Source organism: Brachybacterium sp. (genome assembly GCF_052095815.1).
Classification (GTDB): domain Bacteria; phylum Actinomycetota; class Actinomycetes; order Actinomycetales; family Dermabacteraceae; genus Brachybacterium.
The window spans coordinates 59057-67384 of sequence record NZ_JBQDLF010000015.1 but is presented as its reverse complement, the minus strand read 5'-3'; the positions used below and the strand labels follow the sequence as shown (position 1 = coordinate 67384).

The 8328-nt window shown below is 72.2% G+C and carries 6 protein-coding genes, 1 pseudogene and 1 riboswitch; of the genes and pseudogenes, 2 read left to right on the top strand and 5 right to left on the bottom strand.

The annotated features are described in order from the left end of the window. Window positions 1-587, bottom strand: a pseudogene (purH, locus tag ACTH43_RS08295) (bifunctional phosphoribosylaminoimidazolecarboxamide formyltransferase/IMP cyclohydrolase); the annotation flags it as partial. A gap of 28 nt (window positions 588-615) precedes the next feature. Next, a riboswitch (ZMP/ZTP riboswitch) is annotated at window positions 616-693 on the bottom strand. Window positions 694-722: 29 nt separating this feature from the next. Continuing rightward, window positions 723-1295 (bottom strand): phosphoribosylglycinamide formyltransferase, encoded by a 573-nt coding sequence (purN, locus tag ACTH43_RS08290; protein ID WP_441444450.1) that lies wholly within the window; start codon window positions 1293-1295, stop codon window positions 723-725. A 303-nt stretch (window positions 1296-1598) separates the two neighbouring features. Here purN and ACTH43_RS08285 point away from each other — a divergent pair, with 303 nt between their 5' ends. Next, window positions 1599-2015 carry a hypothetical protein gene (locus ACTH43_RS08285; RefSeq protein WP_441444449.1) on the top strand — a complete coding sequence of 139 codons (417 nt, stop codon included), beginning with the start codon at window positions 1599-1601 and terminating at the stop codon, window positions 2013-2015. Here the strand turns inward: ACTH43_RS08285 and ACTH43_RS08280 are convergent. Continuing rightward, window positions 1993-3588 (bottom strand): cell division protein PerM, encoded by a 1596-nt coding sequence (locus ACTH43_RS08280; RefSeq protein WP_441444448.1) that lies wholly within the window; start codon window positions 3586-3588, stop codon window positions 1993-1995. The two genes, ACTH43_RS08285 and ACTH43_RS08280, sit on opposite strands and share 23 nt — an antisense overlap. A gap of 175 nt (window positions 3589-3763) precedes the next feature. Here ACTH43_RS08280 and ACTH43_RS08275 point away from each other — a divergent pair, with 175 nt between their 5' ends. Then, window positions 3764-5053: an isochorismate synthase gene (locus ACTH43_RS08275; protein ID WP_441444447.1), complete on the top strand. Its 1290-nt coding sequence runs from the start codon at window positions 3764-3766 to the stop codon at window positions 5051-5053. A gap of 3 nt (window positions 5054-5056) precedes the next feature. Here ACTH43_RS08275 and ACTH43_RS08270 read toward each other — a convergent pair whose 3' ends face one another. Both ACTH43_RS08270 and menD read right to left on the bottom strand, forming a co-directional pair. Further along, entirely contained in the window at window positions 5057-6307 is a 1251-nt protein-coding gene (locus ACTH43_RS08270; protein WP_441444446.1) for a S1C family serine protease, read from the bottom strand. A 197-nt stretch (window positions 6308-6504) separates the two neighbouring features. Next, complete coding sequence (gene menD, locus ACTH43_RS08265; RefSeq protein ID WP_441444445.1) at window positions 6505-8307, bottom strand: 2-succinyl-5-enolpyruvyl-6-hydroxy-3-cyclohexene-1-carboxylic-acid synthase; 1803 nt, start codon at window positions 8305-8307, stop codon at window positions 6505-6507. Window positions 8308-8328: the final 21 nt, after the last annotated feature.

The window sequence follows — 8328 nt, the reverse complement described above, 5'->3', positions numbered from 1 at the left end:
AGCATCCAGTCGCTGATCGCGTCGTCGTACTCGGCGGTGCGGGTGAAGGCGATGGTCGCGAGCTCCTGGCGCTCAGCGAGGGTGAACCCGCCGGCCTCGGCGGCCTCGGCGGCGATCCGGTAGACCTCCGGGTCGACGACGACGGCGAGGGAGGCGAAGTTCTTCGCTGCGGCGCGCACCATGGTGGGGCCGCCGACGTCGATCTTCTCGATGATCTCGTCGAAGGTGCCCCCGGCGGCGACCGTCTCGCTGAACGGGTACAGGTTCACCACGACCAGGTCGAAGGGTGCGATGTCGTGATCGGCCAGCTGGGTGCGGTGCGCGTCGAGCCGCTGATCGGCGAGGATCCCGCCGTGGATGCGCGGGTGGAGGGTCTTGACCCGGCCGTCGAGCATCTCGGGGAAGCCGGTCACGCTCTCGACGTCGGTGACGGCGATGCCTGCGTCACGGATCGTGGACCCGGTAGAGCCGGTCGACACGATCTCGACGCCGTTCTGCGCGAGGGTGCGGGCGAGGTCGACGATGCCGGTCTTGTCGAAGACGGAGATGAGGGCTCGACGGATGGGGCGGCGTTCTGCGGTGCTCACGGGGCGTGCTCCTGTTCGGATCTGCTGCTGCGGGCACCCAGGCGGTCGATGTCCACGCTCGTCACTCCCCGGTGGTCCCCCACCTTCGCCAGTCGTGTGCCGCCATCCTAGCCGGGGCCCGTAGGCCCCTTCGGCTCAGCCAGCCGCGGTGAGACGCCGCACAACCTCGACCAGCAGCGGCTGCTCGACGGCCTTGATCCGTTCGTGGAGGGTCTCCTCCGTGTCCTCGTCGAACACCTCCACGGCGGTCTGGGCGAGGATCCGTCCGGTGTCCACACCGGCATCGACCTCGATCACGCTGCAGCCGGTGACCTTGACCCCGTGCGCGAGCGCGTCGCGCACCCCGTGAGCTCCGGGGAAGGAGGGCAGCAGCGCGGGGTGGGTGTTGATGATCCGCCCGCCGAAGGCTTCCAGCAGCGGCGGCCCCACGAGCTTCATGAAGCCGGCCAGCACCACCAGGTGCGGGCTGTGCGCCGCGACAGCGGTGACGAGCGCCTGATCCCAGGCGTCGCGGTCCGGATGCGCGGACAGTGACACCACCTCGGTGGGGATGGCAGCGGCCCGGGCATGCTCGAGGCCCGTGGCATCGCGGTCGGCGATCACGGCGACGACCTCATAGGGACAGTCCTCGCCGCGCGCGGCGGCGAGCAGGGCGGCGAGGTTGGAGCCGGTACCGGAGATGAGGACGACGACGGGGAGGCGGTTCACCGCTCCAGAGTAGTCATCGCAGTCCTCCTGCAGCAGCCACGACGAGCTGCGCGGGCCGCATTCCCTCGAACAGGTCAGGACGACGGGTGCGGCTGACGGGTGCGGCTGACGGGTGCGGCTGACGGCTGCAGCCGACAGGTGCGACCGACAGGCCCGGCCGACGGATGCAGCTGACGGGCCCGACTGACGGGTGCGGCCGACGGGTCCGACCGACAGACCCGTTCGACGAGCGCGTGGTGACGAGTCGGCGATAGAGAACCGGGTTGGCCGTGCCTGCGCGCGCGAACGGGCACAATGGACTCGATGAACAGCGACTCCTCCCCCGGCCCGAAGCAGGACCAGGCATCGCGGCGCCGCCCCCGCCTGGTGGGCGGGCTGACCCTGGCGATGCTGGCCTCCTGGCTGCTGATGCTCTCCCCGCTGCCGTATTCGCTGCTGTCCGGAATCACGGGCCTGGTCGCCCTGGGACTGCTGATCCCGGTGATCGTGCTGTCGATCAGGGAACGGCGCTATTCGGTGGCGGTGATCGGTGCACTGCTGGGCGTGCCGGCGACGCTGCTGATCATCGCGGGCGCGACACTCAGCATCCTGTTCTACGGACCGATGGCCGAGCTCGAGGAGTGCCGCTCGACGGCGATCACCGAGCAGGCCCGGATCCAGTGCGACGACGCCGCTCAGGGCTCCATGGCCCAGTGGATCAGCGGTCTGTTCGGCGGCTGATCCCCGAGCCGGGCTGCGCGGGGTCCGAGGCATCCTCGGTATCGAGCGACCAGGCATCAGGCTCGAGGTCGGCGCTCGCCTCTGCGCTGGTCTTCCCTGCGCCGGTCTTCCCCGCGTCCGTCTTCCCTGCACGGTTCCGCCCTGCGCCAATCTTCTCAGCGTCGAGCTTCACGGCGTCGGCGGTCGCAAGGATCACGGGCTCGGGGACGTCCTCGACTGCTGAGCTGTCCGCCGACTCCGCCCCGTCCGCCGTCGCAGTGTCCTCGCCACCGGCGTCCTCTCGACCTCCGGCGTCCCCACTTCGCTCGGTGCGCTCCGCTGCCTCGACCCGCTCCCGCATGGACCGGAACGCATCGCGGGTCCAGGGGATCAGCGGGGTCGCGAGCACCCCGAGCACGACGGCTGTGGTGAGCACCACGACCCCGATCAGCGGGAGCACCAGGGTGCTCATCTGCGGTCCCAGATGCACCAGACGCCCGTCACCGATGCCGCCGGTGGACAGACCGGCAAGCAGCAGCAGGGCGACGATGACGACCAGCGGATACGCCACCCAGGCGGTGATCCGGTCGCGCCGCTCGAGGGCGGCGACGTCGCGCACCAGTCGCACCGCCCCCAGCGCCACCGGGATCGCGGGCAGGATCATCAGCACCCAGGCCCACCCGGGGAAGGACCCGGGAGCCGGCAGCGCACCCAGCAGAGGCAGCGCGGGCAACACGCCGGTCTCCGCACCGGCCAGGGAGATGCCGGTGGCCGTCCCGACGCCCACGGTGCCGCCGAGCACCACCGTCAGCGCCCACACCGCGAGCAGCGGCAGCAGGGCGAGCTGGACCAGAGCGAGCACGAGCCCGCCGACGGGGCCGGGGGCGAGGCCGTCGAACAGCGCGGACTGCGCCGGCACGGAGAGCAGGAGCATCACCACCACGACCGCCATGCCGACGCCGAGCAGCCCGGTCACCGCGAGCAGCGCGGAGCGTGCGATATCGCCATACGGTGCGGGCAGCAGGTCCAGGACCCGCACCCCGGGCACCGACTCCGTCGGCTCCCGGCGCAGGGACCACAGCAGCCCGATCAGACCACCGGTCACCGCGACCATCGCCCCGGAGACCACCGCGGAGGTGACCATGGGCGAGGAGTCCGCACTGCGACCGATGCTGGCCACCAGCGCCAGTCCGATCGCATAGACCAGCGCGTACATGCCCAGCGCGGAGCCGACGTCACGCAGCGCGCCGGTGCGCAGCAGGCCGTCGTCCCGCACCGGCCGCAGCGCCCGGCCCACCCGTCGCATGGCGCTGGCGGACAGCAGCACGAGCAGGAGCAACAGGCCGAAGGGGGTCAGCGTCACGGCGCCGTCGATCACCCCGGTGCTCAGCATGATGCCGCCGCCGTGCCCGAGGATCAGCAGGTTCAGGGAGATGATGATCGCGTCGAGCGCGGTCGCGGTCGACGCGGTCCCGGCGACCTGTGCGGCCAGCGCCGGCACCACCACGACGGCGACGGCGATGCCGAGCGAGGTGAGCGCCCCGAGGACACCGCGGACCAGAGGTGTCGCGATGCTTTCGGCGGTGCTGCTCACGTGCTCGCTCCTTCAGGAAGTGAGGGGACGGGGACGCGGGGCCGGGAGCGGCTCCGCACGCCCCTCGGGCGGGGTCGCCGGTCCATGGTCGCACCTCGCAGCAGCGGCTCGGCGCATCTGGCCACGGGACGCGGGTCACGGCCCAGAGCGGCTGCGGTGTCGCATAATGACGGGGATGTCTGCCCCGCTCCATGCCCCCGACGCCCCCGCGGCGACCCTGTTCGTGCGCACCCAGCGGATCGAGGACCCGGTCGACCTGCTCGAGCACGTCCCCGCCGAGGTCAGCGGTGCCTGGATCCGTCACGGCCAGGGAGTGGTGGCCCTGGGCACGGCCTGGTCCGTGCAGACCACCGGCCGGCACCGCTTCACCGCCGCGAGCGCCGCATTCCGCGAGATGGCCGACCGCGCCCGGGTCGATGACGAGGTGCGGGTGCGCACCAGCGGGCTGATCTCGCTGGGCAGCTTCTCCTATGCCGACGCCTCGCAGCGCCCCTCGACGCTGATGGTGCCGCGCGCTCTGCTCGGCGTGCACGACGGCGAGGCCTTCCTCACCGTCGTCGGCGTCGACGAGGAGCCCTCGCTGCCCACCTCCTGGCGGGACCTCTTCCCCTCGCCCCCGGTGTCCGCGGCGGGCCCCGACCAGTTCGACCTGGAGGCCGACCACACCCCGGAGGAGTACCAGGCGCTGGTGCAGGAGGCGATTCTCGAGATCCACGCGGGCCGCGCCGCGAAGGTGGTGCTCTCCGAGCGGACCACCGTGCGCAGCCGCGTCCCCCTCGAGCCTGCGGTGCTGCTCACCCGGCTGGCCCGCGCCTATCCGAGCACCTGGGTGTATCACCTCGAGGATGTGGTGGGCGCGAGCCCCGAGATGCTCGCCCAGACCGAGGACGGCCGGGTCTTCTCGCGGGTGCTGGCCGGCTCCCGCCCGGTGGCCGACGACGGCGAGCTCGACGAGGTGGACCGCCGCGCCTTCCGCGCCGATGCGAAGGAGCGCTCCGAGCATGCCTTCGCCGTCGATTCCGTGGTGGACCGGCTGGCCGGCCTGGCGGAGGAGATCGAGGTCTCGCCTGAGCCCTTCGTGCTGCGCCTGCCGGGACTGGAGCATCTCGCCTCGGACGTCTCAGCACGGCTGCGGAACGGCACCACGAGCCTCGATGTGGCCTCGCGCCTGCACCCCTCGGCGGCGGTGTCCGGCACGCCGCGGGAAGAGGCCGACGAGATCATCGCGCGGCTCGAGCCCCAGGACCGCGGCGGCTACGCCTCTCCGGTGGGCTGGATGGACGCCCGCGGGGACGGGCAGTGGGCGATCGCGCTGCGGATGGCGCACCTGGTCGATGACCGGACGGTGGTGATGCAGGCCGGTGGGGGCCTGGTCGCCGCCTCGGATCCCGTCTCCGAGCATGCTGAGGCGCTCGCGAAGTGTCGGCCGATGCTGCGCGCCCTGCGCGGAGAATCCTCCGCCTGAGGCTCAGGAGGGACGCACCCCGAGGGTGACCTCGAGCATCTGCACGGCACCATCCCGCACCACCTCGAAGCGGTGCGTCGAATCGATCTCGAGCCCGCGCACCACGCCCGTGAGCGCCGCGGCACCGCCGACCGGGACGTCGTCGACCTCGATGATGAGATCGCCTTCCCGCAGATCGACCTCGGAGGCGGGACTCTGCTGCTCGACGCTGACGACCTCGGCCCCACGATGGGTCGCTCCACCCTCCGAGGAGGATCCATCCTTGCTGGTCACTCCGAGGAAGGCGTGCTCGGCGGTGCCATCTTCCTGGAGCTGGCGGGCGATCATCGTCGCGGTGTTCGACGGGATCGCGAAGCCCAGTCCGATGCTGCCGGCCTGACCGGAGGCGTTGGGGATCCCGGCGATCGCGGTGTTGATCCCGATCACCTGGCCGGCGGCGTCCACCAGCGGGCCGCCGGAGTTGCCGGGGTTGATCGCGGCATCGGTCTGGATCGCGGACGAATAGGTGGTGTCGGACCCGTCGGACTCCTCCCCGGAGGCGGTGACCGGACGGTCCAGGGCGGAGACGATGCCGGTGGTGACCGTGTTCCGCAGTCCCAGCGGGGTGCCCAACGCCATCACCGGCTGCCCGACCTCGACCGTCGTCGAGTCGGCGAAGGCGGCGGGCTGGAGGTCCCCAGGCGCGGAGTCCATCCGGAGCACGGCGAGGTCCGTGATGGAGTCGGTGCCGACGATCGAGGCCGGGTAGCTGAGCCCGTCGCTCGTGGTGACCTCGACGCCCTGGGCTCCCTCGACGACATGGTTGTTGGTCAGGATCGTGCCCTGCTCGTCGAGGATCACGCCGGTGCCCTGGCTGGTGCCGCTGCCGGTGGAGACGTGGATCGCCACCACACTGGGCCCGACCAGCTCGGCGATCCTCGCCCAATCGGCGTCCTCGCCGCTGGACAGCGCGGCCGGTCGGGCCTCGGCGCTCGAGACGGGGGCCTCCTGCACGATGGGGGCGAGATCGGAGCCGCTGAGCTGGTCGTAGGCGACCACTCCCCCGAGCGTCGCCCCGCTGGAGAGCAGCATCCCGAGCGCCACCAGACCGGTCACCCCGCCCCAGCCCGGCCCGCGACGCGACGGAGCAGGTGCTGGTCCAGGAGCAGGCGCAGCTGCACCGCTCATGACGGTGCCGGCGGTGGCGGCGGTGCCAGCGGGGTCAGGGGTCGAGACGGCGGGGATCGCGGTGGTGGGAGTGGCTGCAGCGGACACGGCTGCAGGGTTCGACACCTCGGCAGTGGCCGAGGGGGAGGTGCCCTGATCGGTCCGAGAGTCGGGAGCCAGAGGGTCGGGCGCCAGAGGGTCGGAAGCCGGAGACTCTGACTGCCAGGGCTGCCCGGAGGCGGAGAAGTGATCATCCTCGTGCGAAGCGCGCTCGTCCTTCATGGGGTCCATATCAGCATCCCTGTTCAAGAGTTCCTCGGGATGCTGCTGGGTGTCTCCTGGACGACCAGAACGCGCAGACCGTGGGCCGGCTCGGCCAGAGCGGCCGGGAGCGTCTGAGGGGTGACCTGCTGGGTTGTCGCCCCGAGCGCAGCGGCCGCGGCGGTGATATCGACCCCGTGCGGGGTCGTGAAGAAACGTCGCAGCAGCGCGGGCGGGGCCGCGGCATGCTCGAGTCCGGAGAAGATCCGGCCGCCGCCGTCATCGACCACGATCAGGTCCAGCTCTGGAGTCTCCTCCTCCGGTCCGATGATCAGCCCGGTGAGGTCGTGCAGGGCCGTGAGGTCGCCGACCAGCGCCCGCACGCGTCCGGGAGCGTCCCGCGTGTCGGGGGCCCGCTCAGCCGGCTGAGCCGGCTGCGCCGATTGCGCCAGCTGGGCCTGCAGGGCCTGCAGGGCCTGCTGGGCCAGGGCGATGCCTCCGGCCATCGCGGCGGTGCCGTCGATACCGGCCAGACCACGATTGGCGATGACCCGGGCCGCGCTCGGGCCTGCGTGCTGTTCGAGGTCGCGGATCAGGCTCGAGGAGCCGAGCACCAGCACGTCCTCTGGGCCGGAGGCTTCCCAGACGGCGAGCGCGGCGTGCTGCTGCCAGGTCATCGGCAGCGCCGCTGCGGCAGCGGTGGCCGCCTCTGCCCAGGCCGCCAGCCGCTCGGTGCGCCGTGTCTCGTCCACGGGGAGCGTCTCCTGCCCTACCGCGGCAGGGACCACGAGTCGCGCCCGGCGGGCGACGTCGGGCCAGTCCAGGTGCGGATCCACCACGATCACCTCGACGTCCTCGGCCCCGAGCAGGGCGCCGACGACGGGACGGGAGAGCGTGGGATGGCCGAAGACGATCGCCCGCTGCGGTCGCAGCAGATGCTCCGGATCAGCCATCACGGCGCGCAGCTGCGCGGGATAGCGGGGCACCAGGCTCACCCCGTGGAGCGCACCGGAGCTCGGTTCGGCCAGGAGCGGCAGCTGGTGGCGGGCAGCGAACTCGGCGGCGGAGGGACCTGCGCCGTCCCCTGCGACGACCACCGTGCGGTCATCGACCGGCACCGGCTGCGGGGCAGGTGCCACCGGGTGGGCGCGGTGGGTGAGCACGATCCGCTCACGGGAGGGTTCGGAAGCGCTCCGGGTCGAGTCGTGGTCCGGTGAGTCACCGGCCTGTGGGCGCGGCACCAGCGGGTCCCGGAAGGAAAGATTCAGGTGCACCGGGCCCGGATGCTCCGCCGTCGCCGCGGCCAGCGCCCTCGCAGCGGTGGAGACGGCGGTGCGCAGCTCGAGGGGGCTCGCCTGGACGGCCGCAGGAGCCGGCAGGTCCACGGCCAGGCGCACCAGGGAGCGGAACATCCCGGCCTGCCGGGTGGTCTGATTGGCACCCACCTCCCGCAGCTCGGCGGGACGATCCGCAGTGAGCACCAGCAGCGGGATCCGGGAGTGGTGGGCCTCCATCACCGCGGCATGCAGGTGCGCGGTGGCGGTGCCCGAGGTCGTGACCACCGCTGCCGGATGCGCCGGGTCCTGACGGCTCAGCCCGAGCGCCGTGAAGGCCGCCGCCCGTTCGTCGATCCGCACGTGAGCGCGGATCCTCTCCGCGTTCCCCTCCACGGCCAGGGCGTAGACCAGCGGGGCCGATCGGGAGCCGGGGGCGATCACAGCCTCCCGCACGCCGAGCGCTGCCAGCGCGCTCCAGAGCGCCACGGACTGGTCGACCGCCCCGGAGCCTGTGGGCACGGGGGCGTCGATCCACGCGGGCGGGGTGGTCAGGGAGGTTCGCTCAAGCACCCCGTCAGCGTAATGCGCGCG